At 72.6% G+C, this 18654-nt stretch carries 5 protein-coding genes; 1 reads left to right on the top strand and 4 read right to left on the bottom strand.

Annotated features, from left to right (window positions below):
* Positions 1 to 23 precede the first annotated feature (23 nt).
* Positions 24 to 4538, bottom strand: a complete 4515-nt coding sequence (locus tag OV207_RS28055) for a non-ribosomal peptide synthetase (RefSeq protein WP_267558125.1) — start codon at positions 4536 to 4538, stop codon at positions 24 to 26.
* A gap of 60 nt (positions 4539 to 4598) precedes the next feature.
* Entirely contained in the window at positions 4599 to 6266 is a 1668-nt protein-coding gene (locus OV207_RS28050) for a PhpK family radical SAM P-methyltransferase (RefSeq protein ID WP_267558123.1), read from the bottom strand.
* A gap of 189 nt (positions 6267 to 6455) precedes the next feature.
* Here OV207_RS28050 and OV207_RS28045 point away from each other — a divergent pair, with 189 nt between their 5' ends.
* Positions 6456 to 7403, top strand: coding sequence for an aspartyl/asparaginyl beta-hydroxylase domain-containing protein (locus OV207_RS28045; RefSeq protein ID WP_267558122.1), 948 nt, complete (start codon positions 6456 to 6458; stop codon positions 7401 to 7403).
* Here OV207_RS28045 and OV207_RS28040 read toward each other — a convergent pair.
* Positions 7364 to 8395 (bottom strand): pyridoxal phosphate-dependent aminotransferase, encoded by a 1032-nt coding sequence (locus tag OV207_RS28040; RefSeq protein ID WP_267558120.1) that lies wholly within the window; start codon positions 8393 to 8395, stop codon positions 7364 to 7366. The genes OV207_RS28045 and OV207_RS28040 overlap by 40 nt on opposite strands.
* A 30-nt stretch (positions 8396 to 8425) precedes the next feature.
* On the bottom strand, positions 8426 to 18520 hold the full coding sequence (locus tag OV207_RS28035; protein WP_267558119.1) for a non-ribosomal peptide synthetase: 10095 nt from the start codon (positions 18518 to 18520) through the stop codon (positions 8426 to 8428).
* Positions 18521 to 18654: the final 134 nt, after the last annotated feature.

Below are 18654 nucleotides of genomic sequence, written 5' to 3'. Positions count from 1 at the left end.
CCGAGGCGGGCGGCGTCGGGGGACTACTTCTTGAAACGGGACAGCAGCTTGTCGAGCTTCCGCTGATCAAGCCCCGCCAGTGGGAAGTCGGAGGGAGTGTAGGCCGGCGCGTCCGACACCGCGTCGCCGGCAATCAGGGCGCGCAGGACCTGCGCATGGCGTTCCGCGAGCGCTTCCATCGTGGACCGCTGGTACATCGCTTCGCTGAAGAACCAGGTGATGCGCAGCTGGCCCTCGGACAGGCCCGCGACGACGGCCAGCCGGTGCTGCCGCGTGGGGGCCTGGGGCTCCGCCGCGTCCAGCACGGTGAGCCAGGGGCTGCTCAGGTGGTACTGGCCCACGTAGCGGAAGAGCACCTGGGCGCGGGGCTGCGCGGCCAGCGCCCGGGCGTCGTCGCCGGTGCCCAGGTAGCGCAGCACCCCGTGGCCGATGCCCCGGTGGGGCACCGCGCGCAGCTGCTCCTTCACCGCCTTCACCGTCTCGCCCAGGTCGGGGCCGGGCGACGGCGTGAGCTGGACCGGGTAGAGCGACGCGAACCAGCCCACCGTCTGGGAGAGGTCCATCCCGTCGAACAGGTCCTCGCGGCCGTGGCCCTCCAGGTCCAGCCGCAGGTGCGGCTGGCCGGACCAGCCGCACAGCGTCTTCGCCAGCGCGGCGATCAGCAGCTCGCCAATCTCCGAGTGGTGCCGCTCCGGCAGCGTGTGGAGCAGCGCCCGGCTCTCCTCCGGCGTCAGGGTGAACGCGACGCGCTGGTCGAGCGTGAGCGGGAGGGCGGCCTCCACGCGGTCCACGGGAAGGAGCCCGGTGGGCGCGCCCGCGGTGCTCCAGTGCGCAAGCTCCTCGCGGGCCCCGGTGGTCGCGTGACGCTGGAGCGCCTCCACCCACGCCTTGAGCGAGCGCGTCCTCGGGGGCAGCTCGCAGCGCTCCTGCGTGAGGAGCTGCTCGTAGGCGGACTGGAGGTGCTCGAAGAGGATGCGCCAGGACACGCCGTCGACCACCAGCCGGTGCGCGGCGATGAGCACCCGGGCCGGGCGCCGGGCGCCGAAGTCGAGGAAGGCCGCCGCGACCACCGGGCCGGTGCTCAGGTGCAGCCCCTGCTGGAGTCGCTGCTCCACCTGACGGACTTGCGCCTCCACCGTGGCGTCCGGCTCCGCCGACAGGTCCACGCGCTCCAGCGGGAACGGGGCCCCCTGGGGCGCCACCGTCGCCTCCCAACCGGAAGGTCCCCGCACCGCGCGGAGCCGGAGCGCGTCGTGACGGTCGAGCAGGGCGCTCAGCGCCTGTTGGAGCCGCGCGACGTCCAGGGGCTGGCGCGCGTCGAGCGGCACCAGGATGCACCAGGCGTCCGGCTCCGGTGACTCCTGGTCGAAGAACCACCGCTGGATGGGCGTGAGCGGCAGGGGGCCCGTGAGGGGCGCCTCCACGATGGCGGGGACCGCGGGGGCTTCGGTGGCGACGCTGGCCAGCTCCGCGATGGTCTGGTGTTGGAAGAGCTGTCGCGGGGTGAGCCGCAGGCCGGCCTGATTGGCCTTCGAGATGACCTGGATGCAGAGGATGGAGTCGCCGCCCAGGCCGAAGAAGTTGTCGTGGACGCCGACGCCCTCCAGGTTGAGCACCTGGCTCCAGATGCGGGCCAGCGTGGCCTCCGACTCCGTGCGGGGCGGCACGCGCGCCTTGCGCTGCTTCTGCCGCGCCTGCTCGATGGAGGGCAGCGCGTCGTAGTGCGGCTTGCCGTTGAGGGTGAGCGGCAGCTTGCGCAGGTGGATGTAGAGGTTCGGCAGCACCTCGTCGATGAGGCGCTCCGCGAGGAAGGCCCGGAGCTCCTCCGGCTCCAGCTCCTGCCGCGCGACGTAGTAGGCGACCAGCACCTCGTTGCCGTTCGTGTCGTGCTTCAGCAGCACGACGCCATCGCGCACCTGGGGATGCTGGGTGAGCGCGTGGCGCAGCTCCGACAGCTCCACGCGATAGCCGTGGTACTTCACCTGGCTGTCCGCGCGGCCCAGGTGCTCCAGGGTGCCGTCGGAGAGGTGCCGCCCCAGGTCGCCGGTGCGGTACAGCCGGGCGCCCGGCGCGACGCTGAACGGATCCGGGATGAACGCCTGCGCCGTCAGCTCCGGCCGGCCCAGGTAGCCCCGCGCGAGCGCGGCCCCGCCGACGTACAGCTCACCGGATACGCCCACCGGCACCGGCCGCATCCGCGCGTCCAGGACGTACACCCGCGTGTTGTCGATGGGGCGCTCGAGGGGCAGCTGCGTCCGCGCGGCGAAGGGGCGCGCGGGGTCGAAGCGGAACGTCATCACGCCCACCGTGGTCTCGGTGGGGCCGTAGTGGTTGTGGATGCGGCAGTGCGGCGCCGCCTGCTGGAGCTGCTCCACCCACGCGCGGGGGCTGGCCTCGCCTCCAAGGATGAGCCGCTGCTTCGGCAACAGCGCCTGGGTGTCCCCGGCGCTCAAGAGGGCGCGCAGGTGGCTGGGGACCACCTTGAGCACGTCCACCGGATGCCGCCGCAGGTAGTCCGCCAGCCCGAGCGGATCCGACGCCCGGTCGGAGGAGATGACGTGCAGGCAGCTCCCGGTGCAGAGCGCGGGGAAGATGACCGTGTTGCCCAGGTCCGCCGCGAACGTGGAGACCGTGGCGTAGGTGGCGTCGCGGGGCAGCTCCAGGCGCTCCAGGATGCTCGCGACGTAGTTGTGGAGCTGGCGGTGCTCCACCACCACGCCCTTGGGGCGGCCCGTGGAGCCGGACGTGAACAGCACGTAGGCCGGGTGCTCCGGCGTGACGTCGCTTTCGGGCGCGTGCGTGGGTTCGTCCGACCACACCGCCTCACCGGGGTCCAGGCACAGCACCTCGCAGCCCTCCCGCGCGGGCACGTCCTTGAGCCGGCGGCGCTCCGTGAGGAGCACGGGGGCCTGGAGGTCCTCCAGCAGGGACTGCAAGCGCAGGCGGGGCTGGGAGGGATCCAACGGGACGTAGGCCGCGCCCGCCTTCATCACGCCCAGCATCCCCACCACGATTTCAAGGGAGCGGTCCAGCAGCAGCCCGACCCGTGACTCGGGGCCGACGCCGCGCTTGCGCAGCGCATGGGCCACCTGGTTGGCCCGGGCGTCGAGCTGCGCGTAGGTGAGGGACGCGTCCTCGTACACCACCGCGGTCCGCGCGGGGTGTTGGGCCGCGGCTTCGGCGATCCACGCATGGACACAGCGCGGGGACAGGCTGCGCTCCGTCGCGTTGAAGTCCACCAGCAGCCGCTCCCGCTCACGGGGGCCCAGCGGCTCCAGCGCGTCCAGGCGCGTCCCGGGCGCGCTCGCCGCCTGTTCGAGCAGCGCCTCCAACTGGCCGGCCAGGTGCCGCAGGTCCGCTCCGGTGAAGAAGCCCGGGTCGTACCGCAGCTCAAGGCCGAGTGCGCCGGACGCCACGGACTCGCGGGCGAGCGTCACCCTGGCGGGGTCCACGAAGGCCCGCACGGGGACGTCCCCGGGGGCCGGGGTGTCCCACTCGAAGCCGAAGGTCGGATGGTCGCGGCCCGCGACGGGCTCCTCGCCTTCGACGGGCCAGACGAAGTAGCGCTGCCATTCGAGCAGCTCCGCCCGGGCCTGCTGGACCTGCCGGGCCAGGGCGTCCAGGGCCCCGGTGGGCTCCAGGTCGCAGCGCAGCGGCAGCCACCGCGCCATGGGGCCGAAGGTCTCCGCCAGCTCCGGGTGTTCGCGGCCGTCACTCCACAGGCCCACGACGAGCTCCCCCTGGCCGGTGAGCCTGCCGAGCAGGGCCGCCCACGTGGCCAGCACCAGCGCTTCCACCGTGCACCCCGCGCCCCGGGCCGCGCCCTCCAGCGCCGCCACGACTTCACCCCTCAACGTGAAGGCGTGCCGCTCCGGCGCGAGGGAGGACACCGCGCCGCCCCGCTGCTCCATCGGCAGGGCGACCGGGGGGGACGCGCGGAAGTGCCGCTCCCACCAGGCCGCCGCGGGGCTGGCGGGGTCGGCGCGCTCGGCCACCAGCTCCCCCTGCCACTCGGAGAAGGAGAGGTAGGGCAGCGGCTCCGACGTGGCCGCGTCCGGGCCCGCCGCGTACGCCCGGCGCAGCTCGCGGAAGAGCAGGCGCAGGGTGGCCGCGTCCGCGCGCATCGCCGGGAGCACCAGCCCCAGCAGGTGCCGCCCCCCGTCCAGGGTCGCGAGCATCGCGCGCAGCGCGGGCCCGGAGTCGAGCGGGAAGGGATGGGCGCGGAGCTGCTCGAAGTGCTCCTTCGCGCGGCGCTCCCGCTCCTCCGGGGCGAAGGCGCCCAGGTCCAGCACGTCCCACGCCACCTCGCCGCGCGGGTTCACCGCCTGCGCCGGTTCGGTGCTCCCCGGTGGGGTGGGGAACGTGGTGCGCAGCACTTCGTGGCGGTCCACCAGCCGGTCCAGCGCGCGCTGGAGGTCATCCCGCCGGAGGGGCCCCTCCAGGTGCATCAGCCCATCGACGCACAGCGGCCCGCCGCGGCGCTGGAGCCGCCAGGAACGCTGCTGCTGGGGGGACAGGCGGAAGACGTCGATGCTCACGCTCGGCACTCCTGGATCCGGGTCGTCGCCATGTCGGCGCATCGCCGACCGGCCATCCTGCTAGCGCGCGGCCAGGGCGGGGGCGCCCCACTGGCGCACGTGGTCCCGCATCTGGCGCAGGTAGCCCTGCTGGAGCGAGCGCTTCTCCTGCGGCGGCACGTAGGCCACCTCCAGCGCGAGGAGCCGGTGGGCCAGCCGCATCAGCGCGTTGAACTGCTCCAGGCTCATGCCCCGGCCCACCATGTAGGGGATGATCCAGAAGTCGAACGACCACTGCGGCAGCCAGGTGGAGTCCTGGACGGTGAGGAACATCCGGTCGATGTGGTCCATCGCCTCCAGGCTCTCCATGGTGGCGTGGCGCCAGCTGAAGCCCTGGCCGGTGATGCCGTACTGCTCCCGCTTGCCTTCGATGGGCGTGCCCGGCTCGCAGTACCAGAGCTGCGCCCGGTAGTAGTCCGGCCGGGTCGTCTGGATGAAGTCCAGGGTCTCCTGCACGGTCGCGTCCGTCTCCCCCGGGAAGCCGACGATGAACGACGCGAACGTCAGGATGCCGTGGGACTTCAGCCACCTCATGCCGTTCGTGTACTTCTCCACGCTGGCGGCCTTGTTCATGTTCGTCAGGATGGTGGGCGAACCCGACTCGATGCCCAGGAACACGCCCCGACAGCCGCTGCGCGCCGCCAGCTCCACCGACTCCTCGTCCGCGTTGCTGCACCGGAAGTAGGAGAACCAGTTGAAGCCGTACTGGCGTTCAATCATCAGCCGGCACAGCTCCTTGAAGCGCTTGAGCGGCACGTTGAAGGTGTCGTCGATGAAGACGACGTTGCGCGCGCCCTGCGCGGCCATCGCGTCCAGCTCCCGCCCCACCGCGTCCAGGCTCGCCAGGGTCAGGCTGCCCGCGCGCATGGGGTAGGCGCAGAACGAACAACTGTAGGCGCAGCTGCGCGCCGTGCGCGTCTGGAGCGTGGGCCCCAGCGTCGCGTCCGACAGGCCATTCCAGTCGATGAGGTTCTCATCGAGCGGGTTGTTCTCCTCCTCGCGGGGGTTGATGCGATAGCGCCCCGCGCGCACCGGGCCCTTCGCATCCACGTACGCCAGGTTGGGCACCTGTGACAGGTCCCCGCCGTCGCGCAGCGTCTCCAGGATGCGCGCCAGGGTCAGCTCGCCCTGGCCCTCCACCACGTAGAGGTCCGCGCCCAGGTCGTCCAGCACCGTGGCCAGCTCATGGCCCTGGTAGCGCCGGAAGTGATTGGCGATGAGCGGACCGCCCACGATGATCCGCACGTCCGGGTTGTGCTGGCGGATGAACTTGACCATCTCGATCACCGGCTCGTTCAACACATAGAGCGTGGTGGTGAGGGCGATGGCGCGCGGGTTGGCCGCCAGGAGCTCCGCCAGGGGCTCCTTCTCATACTGGAAAAGATTGATGTAACGAGACTGGAGGCCCCGGCGTCGCAGGAAGCTGGTGAGGTAGACGGCCGCGAGGCTGGGCATGTCGCCGGAGAGGAATTCGCGGTGCGGCGTCCCGGGCTCCAGGGCCTCGCGATACACGCGATTGAGGAGGTCCGCGTAGTTGAGCCTGGCGTCGCCCAGGTCCACGAAGCTGAACTTGAGGTCCCGGTAGGCCTCCGAGTCCTCGCCGTAGCGACGCAGGGTGGCTTCGTACTCGACGAAGGGGGTCTCGTTGTAACCAACGACGACGCAGTCGAGACGCGTGGACTCCGACATGGTTGGGACCCGTGGGGGAGTGCGGGATGTGCCCGGACGGTGAGACAGGTTTCAGCAGGTACGGGGGGCGGAATCTGGCATGGATACCGACCTGCTTCAACGACGCGCGGCAGCATGCCTTGATTCCCTTTTGGCGGTTGCTACCGTGCCTTTTTCCACAGCGCTTCCTTCCTCGGAGCGAGGTCTGGCATGGCCCGGGTCACGACGAAACTGCCCCTCACCTATGAGCCCGCGAAGCTGCTTCAGGCCCTGGAGCAGATCTCCCGGTTCCAGATTCGCGAGGAGCCCACCTACAGCGACCCGCCCATCCACGCGCGCTGGGGCGGCGCGAGCCTGCATTCCATTGGCGGCCGGTGGAACGACGCCTCCCCCGGGGAGCCCGCGCTGGTGGGCTTCCAGGAGACCGAGCTCACGCAGGTCGCTCCGTACTTCAAGCAGGTGCTGGATTCGCTGCCGTGTCCCAAGCACAGCGTGCGCATCTCCGTCATCTGGCCGAACGGGCGCATCAACCCGCACAGCGACTGGTTCCTGGGCTTCGACAAGGGACTCATCCGCCTGCACATCCCCATCACCACGAACCCCGGGGTGGAGTTCGTCGTGGGGGACGAGCCGTGCCGCTGGCAGCCCGGCGAGCTGTGGTACGGCGACTTCAGCCTCACCCACCACGTCGCCAACCAGGGGCCGGTGCCGCGCGTCCACCTCATCGCGGACGTGTGTATCAATGACTTCATCGTGGGGCTGTTCCCGCCGGAGTTCGTCGCGCGGCAGCCCGGCGTGGCGAAGCACCAGGAGGCCATCACGCTGCCCCGCTCGGAGCTGGGGACGTACGCCTGCCGCTTCACCGTCTCCGGGTCGCTGGGGGACACGCCCCTGGCGGAGAACCTGCCGCTGGAGTGGGGCCTGAAGCGCGACTTCGACGGCGAGGTCCGCGTCGCCGGGGACCGGCTGGTGATGGCCATCAACGGCCAGGACCTCATCGGGCTGGAGCCGCTGGGGCAGGACGCGTTCCGGATGTTCGGCGTGCCCCCGGCCATCCTGCTGGTGCTCCAGCGCGAACAGGGGCGCGTCACGTCCGTGTCCCTGAAGACGCCGCTGGGTCAGCTCCCGTTCCCGCTGGCCTCCGACAGCAGGGCCTGAAGCGCTTCGAGCAGGCGCTGCATGCCCGCGGCGCGCGGCACGGTGATGCGCAGGTAGTCCCGCACGCCGTCCTTCTGGAAGTGGCGCACGGCGATGCGCCGGGCCTCCAGGCCCTGGTGCAGCGCGGCGGCGTCGCGGGTCGCGTGCTTCGCGAAGACGAAGCTCCCCCGGGGCGGTCGCACCTCGAAGCCCAGGGCCTCCAGCGCGGTGACCAGCCGGGCGCGGGCGGCGCGCAGCTCCCCGGCGAGCTGGACGAAGTGCTCCCGGCGCGCGAGCGCCTCCAGCGCGACGGCCTGGGAGAAGGCGCCCACGTTGAAGGCGTCCTTGCGCTGGAGCATCCGCGCCACCAGCGCGCGGTCGCCGATGCAGTAGCCCACCCGCGCCCCGGCGAGCGCGTAGAACTTGGAGAAGCTGCGCACGGTGACGACGTTGGGGCGCACCTCCCTGGGCAGCGTGTCGCCGGAAATCTCTCCGTAGGCGTTGTCCCAGACGAGGAACGCGCCGGGTGCGCGGGCCAGGGCGGCCAGGTCGTCCCCGGAGACGGCGTGGCCGGTGACGGCGTTGGGGGAGTCCACCACGGACAGACAGGGCCCGTCGGGAGCCGTCACGCGGCCCGTGGCGAAGGTGCTCCCGGGCAGCGTCTGGGGGCGGTAGCCCAGCCGGTCCGCGAGCACGCCGTGGATGACGTAGCCCACGTCCTGCATCCAGAGGGTGTCGTAGGACGGCCGCAGGAGGCGCAGCAGTTCGGAGAGCACCTCGTCGGAGCCGTTGCCCACGAAGACGTTCGCCGCGTCGACGCCGTGGACCTCCGCCAGCTTCTCCCGCAGCGGCAGGGAGGTCGGGTGCGGGTACGCGGAGAGCGTCACCTTCGACAGGGCGCTCCGGGCCATGTCGTCGAGCAGCGCGGGCTCCGCGAAGAGGTTCTCATTGCGGTGCAGCGCGAGCCAGCCATCGCCCGCGATGTGCACACCGGGGTCATAGGTCACGGTCATGGGAGGGGCCGCCTGGGTTCGGAGTGCATTTCAGTGTTCTTTGTCCTCGTCCCGGGGCGGGACGGGGAGCGGTCTGGGTTTGATGGTGCGCAGCCGCTCGAAGTCGGACGTCCTTCGCGTGGCCGGGGCCGGAGGGGGCGCCTGCTCCACGCGCCCCACGCGCGCTCCCGGGTCCGCGAGCAGCGCGTCCAACAGCCCTGCGTACTGCTGGTGCATCCGTGCGATGGTGGGCGCGTCGAAGAGGTCGGTGGCGTAGCTCCAGGTGACGGTGAGCGCGCCGCCCTGCTCCTGGACGATGACCACCAGGTCGAACTTCACCACGTCGAAGTTCGGCTCCACCTCGCTCAAGCTCAGGTCCCTGAGGCGCAGCGCGGACAGGGGCGCGTTCTGGAAGGCGAACAGGACCTGGAACACCGGGTTGTGGCTCAGGGAGCGTTCGCTGCCGAGCGCGTTGACCACGCGCTCGAAGGGCACGTCCTGGTGGTCGTGGGCCGCGAGCGCGAGCGTCCGCACCTGCTCCAGGAGCTGCGCGAAGCCCAGGTCCGCGCGCACCTGGCACCGCAGCGCCAGCGTGTTCACGAAGAAGCCGATGAGGTCCTCGGTAAAGGGATGCGTGCGGTTGGCCGTGGGCGTCCCCACCACGAGGTCCGAGGCGCCGGTGAGCCGGTGCAGCAGCGCGAAGAACGCCGCCAGCGTGGTCATGAACAGGGTGGCGCCAGTGCCGCGGCCCCACGCCTCCAGGGCGGAGGTCCGCGCCGCGTCGATGCGCCCCACCACGAGGCTCCCCCGGTGGCTGGGGATCTCCGGCGGCGGCCGGTCGAACGGCAGGCGGAGCCGGGGCGGCGCGCCCGTCAGGTGCCGCGTCCAGAACTGGAGCTGCTCCTCCAGCACCGGCCCCTGGAGCCACTCCCGCTGCCACCACGCGTAGTCCGCGTACTGGATGGGCAGGGGCGGCAGGGGGTTGTCGCGGCCGGCGGCGAAGGCCTCGTAGAGCGCCGTCACCTCCCGGAAGAGGACGCCCAGCGACCAGCCGTCGGAGACGATGTGGTGCAGCGTGAGCAGCAGCCGGTGCTCCCGGTCCTCCAGCCTCAGCAGGCGCACGCGCAGCAACGGGGGCGCGTCGAGCGCGAACGGTTGCTCCGCGTCACTGCGCTCCCAGTCGCGGGCCCGGGCCTGTCGCTCGGTGGGCGGCAGCGCGCGGAGGTCCTCGACGGGGAGGGTGAGGGTGAGCCGGGGGGCGACCTGCTGGATGGGGGTGCCGTCACGCGAGACGAACGCGGTGCGCAGCACTTCGTGCCGTTCCAGGAGCGTGTTGAAGCAGCGCTCCAGCAACGGCACGTCGACGTCGCCGGTCAGGTGCAGGGCTCCGGGGATGTGGTACGCGGCGCTCACCGGATCCAGCTGCGCGATGAACCACAGCCGCTGCTGCGCGAAGGACAGGGGCAGGGGGCCTTCGCGGGGCACCGGCGCGAGGGGCCGCGCGGAGGCGGAGGGCAGCGCGCTCCGGGCCGCGTCGATCCGCTCCGCCAGCGTGGCGAGGGTGGCCGCCTCGAAGAGCGTCTTCAGCCCCAGGGTGACGCCGGTGGCCTCGCGCACCCGGGACAGCAGCCGCATCGCCATCAGCGAGTGGCCTCCCAGCGCGAAGAAGTTCTCGTGCGGGCCGACGTGGGGAAGGCCGAGCAGCGAGGTCCAGAGCGCCGCGAGCAGGGCCTCGGTGCGCGTGCGGGGCGTGAGGGCCGCGGGGTCGGTGGCGCCTTCCGTGAGCAGGGTGGTGGCGAGGGCTCGCCGGTCGACCTTGCCGTTCGGGGTGAGGGGGAGCGCTTCATGGAGCGTCACCGCTCCCGGCACCAGGTGTTCGGGGAGCTTCTCCCCGAGGAAGGCGCGCAGGGCCTCCGGCGGGAGCGTGGCGGCGTCGCGGAGGACGACGTGCGCGACCAGCCGCCGGGTGTCCGCGCGTGCGCCCACCGCGACCACGGCGGCGTCGCGCACGTCCGGGTGTGACAGCAGGGCGGCTTCCACTTCGCCGGGCTCCACCCGGAAGCCGCGAACCTTCACCTGCTGGTCCACGCGCCCGAGGAAGTCGATGCGGCCGTCCTCGCGCCAGCGGGCCCGGTCCCCGGTGCGGTACATCCGCGTGCCCGGCTCCTGGCTGAACGGATCCGGCAGGAACCGCTCGGCGGTGAGGTCCGGCTGGCCCAGGTATCCGCGCGCGAGCCCGTCTCCCGCGCAGTACAGCTCGCCGGGGACCCCGACGGGCACGGGGGCGAGCATGGCGTCGAGCACGTGGACCCGCGTGCCGGTGATGGGCGCGCCGATGGGGACCGGCGACTCCACCTGCTCGGGAGAGGCCATCGGGTGGCAGCAGGTGAACGTGGTGTTCTCCGTGGGCCCATAGCCATTGATGACGCGCAGGGGATGGCGTTCGAGCACGCGGCGCACGTGCTCGGGCGACAGCACGTCACCGCCCGCGAGCAGCTGCCGCACGCCGGTGAGCGCTTCGGGGTGCTGGTCCACGACACCGTGGAAGAGGCCCGCCGTCAGCCACAGACAGGTGACGCGGTGCCGCGCCACGACCTGGCCCAGCGTTTCGAGCGCCGCCGCGCCGTGGCCGGGGAAGAGCACCAGCCGTCCTCCGTTGAGGAGCGGTGCCCAGACCTCCAGGGTCGCGGCGTCGAAGGAGGGCGGCGCGAGCTGGAGGAAGGCGTCCTCCGCCGTGAGCGTGAGGTAGTTGGGGTGCGTGACGAGGCGGAGCACCGCCCGGTGCGGCACGCAGACGGCCTTCGGGTGTCCGGTGGAGCCGGACGTGTGCATGACGTAGGCGAGGGTGTCCGCGTGGGGACTGGAGGCGAGGCGGCCCTCGGGTTGTCCCGGGACGGCCGGCCCCGACAAATCGATGGGACTCGCTCCGGCGTCGTCGCCCACGGGGGACAGCGCCGTCTGCGTGAGGACCCAGCGCGCGCCCGCGTTCGTGAGCAGCCGGGTCCGGCGCTCGGGGGGCTCCTGGGGGTCGAGCGGAAGGTAGGCACCGCCTGCCTTGAGGACTCCGAGCATCCCGATGATCAGCTCGAACGAACGGGAGAGGCAGAGGCCCACCGGCACGTCGGGCCCGACCCCCCGCGCGTGCAGGGTGTGCGCGAGTCGGTTCGCCTTCGCGTCCAGCTCCCGATACGTCAGGGATTGGCCGTCGCGCTCGACCGCGATGGCGTCGGGGGTACGGTCAGCCTGGGCCTCGAAGCGCCGGGGAATCGACGCGTCGCGGGGGACCGTCGGGCCAGTGTCGTTGGCCCGGGCGATGAGGGCCTGCTCCGCTTCGGTGAGCAGGGGCAGGTGCGCGAGCGGGGCGTCCGGTCGTGACAGCGCGACCGTGAGCAGGCGCTCGAAGTGTTCTGCCATCCGCCCGACCGTCACGCTGTCGAACCGCGCGGTGTCGAACTGCCAGCTCGCGTGCCAGCCATCTCCTCGGCGCGACAGCTCCAACAGCAGGTCGAACTTCGCCTGCGCCGGAGGCGGCTCCTCCAGGGTGGCCCGCAGTCCCGACAGGACGAGGTCCGCCCGGGGAGCGTCCTGGAGCGCGAACATGAACTGGAGGAAGGGGGGACGGCTGGAGGTGCGCGCCAGCTTCAGCGACTCCACCAGCTTCTCGAAGGGGAGATCCGGGTGGGAGAACGCGCCCAGGGCGTCCTCGCGGGCGCGTGCGAGGAGCTGACGGAACGAGCCGCCCTTCGGGACGTGGGTTCGCAGGACCAGCGTGTTGACGAAGAAGCCCACCAGCGCTTCGAGCGCGCCGTGCGTGCGGTGGGCCACGGGCGTGCCCACGAGGACGTCGTGTTCCCCGGTGTAGCGCTGGAGCAGGGCCTGGAACGTGGCCAGCAGGGCCATGAACGGCGTCACGCCTTCACGGCGGCAGAGCGCTTCGAGGGGCGCGCCCAGCGTGTGGGGGAGCGCGCGGTGGACGGTGCCGCTGGGGCCGGGCTCGGAGGTGCGCGCGCCCCGGGCGAAGGGCACGTCCCGTTCGGCCGGAGCGCCGTCCAGGACCTTGCGCCAGTACGTGAGCTGGCGCTCCAGCACGTCACCCTGGAGCCATCCGCGCTGCCACACCGCGAAGTCGGCGTATTGCACGGAGAGGACCGGGAGGGAGGCCGTGCGTCCATCCCGCCGCGCCTCGTACAGCGCGGCCAGGTCGTGGAAGAGGATGCCGAGCGAGCCGGCGTCGCAGACGATGTGGTGCAGGACCGCGACCAGCCGGTGCTCCTCGTCGCCCAGGCGCAGCAGGCGCATGCGCAGCAGGGGCGCCCGGTCCATCGCGAAGGGGCGCGCTGCTTCCTCATGGACGATGGCCGCGGCGCGGGCCTCCCGAGCCTCGGAGGAGAGTGAACGCAGGTCCTCCACCGGGAGCACGGCACGGGCCTCCCGCGCGGTGGACTGCTCGGGTGCTCGGTCATGCTCACCGAGGCGGTCGCGCGGAGGCTCGTGCGGGCGCGGGTTGGCGCCCGTGCCTTCCGGCGGGATGCCCTGGCTGGACGCTCCAGCGTGTCCACCGGAGCGGCCGTGCGGCAGTGCGTGCTGGCGCAGCAGGTCCGCTGCGGCTTGCTCCGGTTCGACGCGCTGGACGGGCGCTCCATCGTGTTCGACGACGCGGGTGCGCAGGACTTCGTGCCGGCGCAGCAGGTCGACCAGCGCCTCCGCCAGGGCGGTGGGGTCTAGCGGGCCCGAGAGGCGGAGCACGCCGGGCTCGTTGTAGGCGGAGCTGTCCGGCTCCATCCGCGCCAGCAACCAGAGCCGCTGCTGCGCGAAGGAGAGGGGAAGGGGACCCCCACCGCGTGCGACGGGCGCGGGCGGCGGGGGCAGGGCGGGACGTGCTCCCTCGCGGGCCTGTTCGAGCCGGATGGCGAGCGCCGCCACCGTGCCGTCCTCGAACAACGCGCGGAGCGGCAGCTCCACCCCGAACGCATCGCGGATCCGCGACAGGACCCGCATGGCCAGCAGCGAGTGTCCGCCCAGCTCGAAGAAGCCCTGGTCCACGCCGACACGGCCGACGCCCAGCACCTCCGCCCAGATGCCCGCCAGCCGTGCCTCCGCCTCCGTGCGGGGCGCCAGTCCCTCCTCGGAGGCTTCGGGCACGGGGAGCGCGCGTCGGTCCACCTTGCCGGAGGCGTTGGTGGGAAACGCGTCGAGCCGTACGAAGTGCGCGGGCACCATGTAGGGCGGCAGTCGCGCGGCCAGGTGCGCTCGCAGCGCGGGGACCGTCACCTCTGGCGGTGCGACCGCGTAGGCGACCAGCGCCCCCTCCGCGCCCCCGTGCGTGCCAGCGCGCAGCAGGACCAGCCCGTCGCGGACGCCCTCGCAGGTGCGCAGGACGGCCTCAATCTCCCCCAATTCGACGCGGAAGCCCCGGACCTTCACCTGCGCATCCGCGCGGCCCAGGAAGTCGAGCACCCCGTCGGCGCGGAAGCGGGCCAGGTCCCCGGTGCGGTAGAGGCGCTCGCCGGGCGTGGTGGCGTGCGGGTGGGGCCTGAAGCGCTCCGCCGTCAGCGCGGGCTCGGCCAGGTATCCGCGCGCCAGCCCCGCTCCCGCGAGCCACAGCTCTCCCACGCCGCCGGTCGGCACCGGCTCCAGGCGCGCGTCGAGCACGAAGGCGCCCATCGTCTTCGAGGCCCGCCCGATGGGCACGACCTCCAGGTCCCCGGAGGTCCGCGCCTCCAGGTCGAAGAACGTGGCGGCCACCGTCGCCTCGGTCGGGCCATAGGTGTTGAGGAGCCGGACGTCGGCGGAAGCGCGGCGATACCACTGCGCCACCCGCTCCGCGCGCGCCTGCTCACCGCCGATGATGACGCTCCGGAGCGACGCGGGCAGCGCGAGGTCCCGCTCCTCCAGCGCGGCCGTGAGCGAGTGCCAGAACGCCGTGGGCAGGTCCCACAGCGTGATGCCCCACCGCCGGGACCCTTCCAGGAACGCCTCCGGGGTCGCGAGCATGGCCGCGTCCCGGAGCACGAGCGTGGCGCCAGCGGTGAGCGTGAGGAAGAGCTCCTCCACGCTGGTGTCGAAGCTGAGCGAGTTGAACTGGAGGACCCGGTCCTCCGGCGTCAGTCCGACCAGGCCCCGCTCCGCGTGGATGAAGCTCGCGAGCGCGCGGTGGGAGACCATGACGCCCTTGGGCCTCCCCGTGGAGCCGGAGGTGTAGATGACGTAGGCGAGGTGTTCGGGGTCGAGCGCCACCGGAGGCGGTTCGCGCCGCGTCTCCCGCGCATCTCCCACCGTCACCGCCGTCACGCGGTGGGCCCCGGCGTCGAACCCAGGGCCGGTGATGACCACGCGGAGGTTCGCGTCCGCGAGGACGGTCTCCAGTCGCGCCGCGTTGAATTCGGGATCCAACGGGACATAGGCCCCACCGGCCTTGAGGACGCCGAGCACCGCGATGACCTGCTCCAGCGACCGCTCCAGGTAGAGGGCCACCGGCACGTCCGGCCCCACGCCCAGCGCGCACAGCCGCCACGCCAGCGCGTTGGCGCGCGCGTCCAGCTCCGCGTACGTGAGCGCCCCCGCAACGGACAGCACGGCGATGGCATCCGGGGCCTGCCGCGCCCGGGCTTCAATCCACGTCTGGACGCACGCCGGAGGAGGCGACTCCGCGGGGCGGCCCCAGTCCAGCAGGCGTGCGCGGTCCACTTCAGGGGCGATGGGCAACGCTCCCAGCGGCGCCTCCGGCTGGAGGACCGCGCCGGCCAGCAGGGTCTCATAGCGTTGCAGCAGCCGCTCCGCGGTCGCGGCGTCGAACAGGTCCGCGTTGTATTCGAGCGTCACGTGAAGCCGCCCGTCGACCTCCGCGACGGACAGGCTCAGGTCGAACTGGGAGGTGCCCAGGTCCAGCGCGATGGACTCCATGGCCAGCCCCGCCAGCGACAGCCGCGCGCCTCCCACGCCCAGCGCGAGCGCGGCCAGCCCTTCGTCGCCCCGGAGCGGGAGCTGCTGGAGCGCGAACATCGTCTGGAAGAGGGGCGAGCGGCCCGGGTCGCGCGCGGGGGCCAGCCGCTCCACGAGGACGCCGAGCGGAAGGGCCGCGTGCTCCAGCGCCTCGCGGACGCTCCTGCCCACGTCCGCCACCAGCGCGCGGAAGGGCAGCTCCGGCGTCAGCTCCACCCGGAGCACCACCGGGTTCACGAAGTAGCCGACCGTCCCCGCCTGCTCCACGCGCTCCCGCCCCGCGGTCGGGGTGCCCACCCAGAGCTCCCGCTGCCCGTTGTGCCGGTGCAGCAGCGTGGCGTAGCCCGCGAGCAACGCGGCGAAGACCGTCGTGCCCTCCAGACCCCCCAGCCGCTTCAGGCGCGAGGTGAGCTCCGGCGCAAGCCGCCGCTCCCGCCGTCCTCCGCGATACGTCTGCACGGAGGGACGACGGTGGTCCGCCAGCCGGTCCAGCACCGGCGCGGGCCCCGCGAGCTGCTGCTTCCAGTACGCCCAGGGGCCCGCCTGCGCCGCGTCCTCCCACTGGACGCGCTGCCAGCGGACGAAGTCCACGTAGGAGTGGGGCGCGTCGGACAGCTCCGCGCGCTCGCCGCGCAGCGCCGCCGGGTACGCCACGGACAGCTCACGGGCCAGTTGTCCCAGCGACCAGAGGTCCGCCACCAGGTGGTGCACCACCACGAGGAGCGCGTGCTCGCCGCCACCGCGCTGGAAGAGCCGCACCCGCAGCAGCGGACCGCGCTCCAGGTCGAAGGGCTTCAGCGCCTCCTCCCGCAGGGCCTGCTGGAGGTCTTCGGGGCTCCACCCGGTGGCCTCGCGCGACTCCAGGTCGAGCACGCCTGCCTCGTGGATCCGCTGGAAGGGTTCGCCACCGGCCGCGTGGAAGGTGGTGCGCAGGGCAGGGTGGTGCTCCACGAGCCGCAGCACCGCGCGCCGGAGCGCCTGCGCATCCAAGGGCTCCAGTACCCGGAGCGCGGCGGCGATGTGGTAGGCGGCGCTGCCGGGCGCCAGCTGGTGCAGGAACCACAGGGCCCGCTGCCCGTGGGAGAGGGGGAAGTCCCCCGTCGCCGGGCCGGTGGGCGTGAGCGTCGCCCCCGTGGCCCCTTGCCCTGCTCGGGCTGCTTCGACCTCGCAGACGAGCTGCGCGAGGCTCGCGCCGCTCAAGAGTCGCGAGAGGGGCACGTTCACCTGGAAGCGCGCCTGGAGCCGATGCTGGAGGTCCACGCTGGACAGCGAGTCGAACCACAGCGGCTCGCGGTCATCGCGCACGCCATGCGTCAGGACGCCCGTCACCTCCTCCAGCACCTCGCTCGCCAACGCGGAGGCCGGCGCCCACGCGGGGGCGCTCGCCGTCTCGCCGGGGCCGTCCTCCGCGCCCGGCGCACCGGACAGCGCGAAGCGCGCCAGGGGTTGCAGCTCTCCCGCGAGGAAGCCGGCGCGACAGGCGTGGCGTTGGATCTTCCCGCTCGACGTCTTGGGCACGGAGCCCGGTTCGAGCAGCTCCACCGCGTACACGGTCAGCTCGTGGTGCCGGGGCACCTCCCGGCGGATGGCCTCGATGACCGGGTCGAGCCCGTCGGGCGCGAGCTTCGCGGACACCTCGTACACGATGACGAGCCGCTCCTCACCGCCCGCCTCCACGGAGAACGCGGCCCCGGAGCCGGGACGCAGCGCAGGGTGGCTCCGCTCGACGGTGCGCTCCAGGTCCTGCGGGTAGTGATTGAGGCCGCGCAGGATGAGCAGGTCCTTGGCCCGTCCCGTCACGAAGAGCTCTTCGTCCCGCATGAACCCCAGGTCGCCGGTGCGCAGGAAGGGGCCCTCTCCGGACTCGCGCAGCGTGGCCTGGAACGTCTCCCGGGCGGCGTCCGGGCGGTTCCAGTACCCGCCCGCGACGGACGAGCCGGAGACCCAGATTTCGCCAATCGTCCCCTCGGGGAGCGGAGACCTCCGCTCCGGATCCACGATGAGCAACCGCCCATCCAGCGCGTTGCGACCGGAGCTCACCAGCGCCTGCGCGCCCTCGCGCCCGGCCTCCACCGCGACGGCCTGCCCGCGCTGGAGCGAGCCGCCATCGAAGGCCTCCACCCGGGTCGGGTGTCCTGCTTCGCCACCGGCCACCAGCAGGGTCGCTTCGGCCAGGCCGTAGCAGGGCAGGAACGTGTCGCGGCGGAAGCCGTACGGCCCGAACGTCCGTACGAAGCCCTCCAGCGTCTCCGGGCGGATGGGCTCGGCGCCGTTGAACGCCACGCGCCAGGAGGACAGGTCCAATCCCTCGCACTGCTCCGGCGTGGCCTTGCGCACGCACAGCGCATAGGCGAAGTCCGGCCCGCCGCTGGTGGTGGCGCCGTGGCGGGAGATGGTCCGTAGCCACCGCAGCGGTTGCAGGAGGAAGTCCGCGGGCGACATCATCACGGCCGGATAGCCCGTGTAGAGCGGCTGGAGCAGGCCGCCGATGAGCCCCATGTCGTGGTAGGGCGGCAGCCACGTCACCACCTTGCTGGCGCGCGTCTGCTGGAACCTCCGGCGGATGGCCTCCAGGTTCCGCAGGAGGTGTTGATGCGAGAGCATCACCCCCTTGGGCAGGCTGGTGGAGCCGGAGGTGTACTGGAAGAACGCCCGGTCCGCGCCGGTGAGCGCGGGCGGCGTCCACGCGTCCTCGCTGCCCACGGGGAGCGTGTCGGTGGCCCACCACGTCAACTGCTCCAGGTCGGGCGCGAGCGGGAAGAACTGGCGGAGCAGCTCCAGGTGCTCGGTCCGGATGAGGCCCGCGGTGGCCCGCGCGTCCTGCGCGATGGCCTGGAGCCGTGCGAGCGAGCGGTCGTGCCTTGGCGGGTAGACGGGCACCGCGACCACGCCAGCGTAGAGGCAGCCGAAGAACGCGGTGATGTAGTCGAGCCCCGGCGGATAGACGAGCAGCACGCGCTCACCGGGGGCCAGCCCGCGCAGCCCGGCGGCGATCCTCCGGGCGCGGCGGTCCAGCTCCGCGCACGTCAGCCGCTCCTCCTCGGCCTCGCCGTCCACCAGGAAGGTGTACAGCGCGAAGCCCGGCTCCTGACGGGCGCGCTCCCGCAGCAGACCCACGAGCGTGTCCGCGCCCCGGGCGGGATCCTGCGCGTCACCCTGGTTCAATCCGGCCCCGGTGGGGATGGCGTCCTCGGTCTCGCGCATGCGCATTTTCGTATCACCGGGGCCGCGTCAGGGTCCACGCGGCCCATGCGTGCGCTTCCTTGCTCCAGGACGAAGGGGAGGCTCGTGCCGCACTGCTTCCTGGAGGCCGGAGCGGATTAGACTCGCGGGCACTG

The sequence above is a fragment of the Corallococcus sp. BB11-1 genome, assembly GCF_026626625.1.
Lineage (GTDB): Bacteria > Myxococcota > Myxococcia > Myxococcales > Myxococcaceae > Corallococcus > Corallococcus soli.
Note: the sequence above shows the minus strand (reverse complement) of the source record. Positions and strands in the feature narration are given on the sequence as shown.